The 483-nt window shown below is 31.3% G+C and carries 1 protein-coding gene; it reads left to right on the forward strand.

What is annotated here, in order from left to right; genetic code table 11:
* The first annotated feature begins 47 nt into the window (after positions 1-47).
* Positions 48-329, forward strand: coding sequence for a hypothetical protein (locus HA632_RS00040; RefSeq protein ID WP_176305203.1), 282 nt, complete (start codon positions 48-50; stop codon positions 327-329).
* Positions 330-483 lie beyond the last annotated feature (154 nt).

Consider the following 483-nt stretch of genomic DNA (forward strand, 5'->3'; position numbering starts at 1 on the left):
ACGTTATGAGTAATTGCACATGTAAGTGCTAAAAAACACGACAAATAATGAAGGAAGGTTTTATCGCATTATTTTCTTGCCTAATTCTTGGTTTGGTTTCACATTTTTTGAAAATATATTTAGATAAAGTTCTAATCAGACAAAAAGAAAAGTATCAAATTTTTCTCAAAAGCAATGAATCACATACAAAATTGAAATATAATATTGAAAAAACTAAAGTTGAAAGTCTCGAAGTTTACAATAAATGGCTTGGAATTTTAAAATGGTTTTTGGTGTTAATGGGAATATTTGCCTTGATCAGGTCAATGTTTCCGGAATATTTTGAATAGTTTACCGTAGATAGAGAAGCAACTACTCATAACAGCAGTTTGTGATTATGGCTGGTTTTGGTTGTATCAGAAATGTCTCGGCTAACTGAAATTTTAGTTATATTTGAAAACGCAAGTGAGTGAAGAACGCCACAATCACAATCTGCGGCACGTT

The organism is Flavobacterium sp. J49, assembly GCF_011742145.1.
GTDB lineage: Bacteria > Bacteroidota > Bacteroidia > Flavobacteriales > Flavobacteriaceae > Flavobacterium.

Excerpts from the sequence above, each read along its gene's own strand:
- HA632_RS00040 (WP_176305203.1), top strand. The coding sequence starts at position 48 with ATGAAGGAAGGTTTTATCGCATTATTTTCTTGCCTAATTCTTGGTTTG.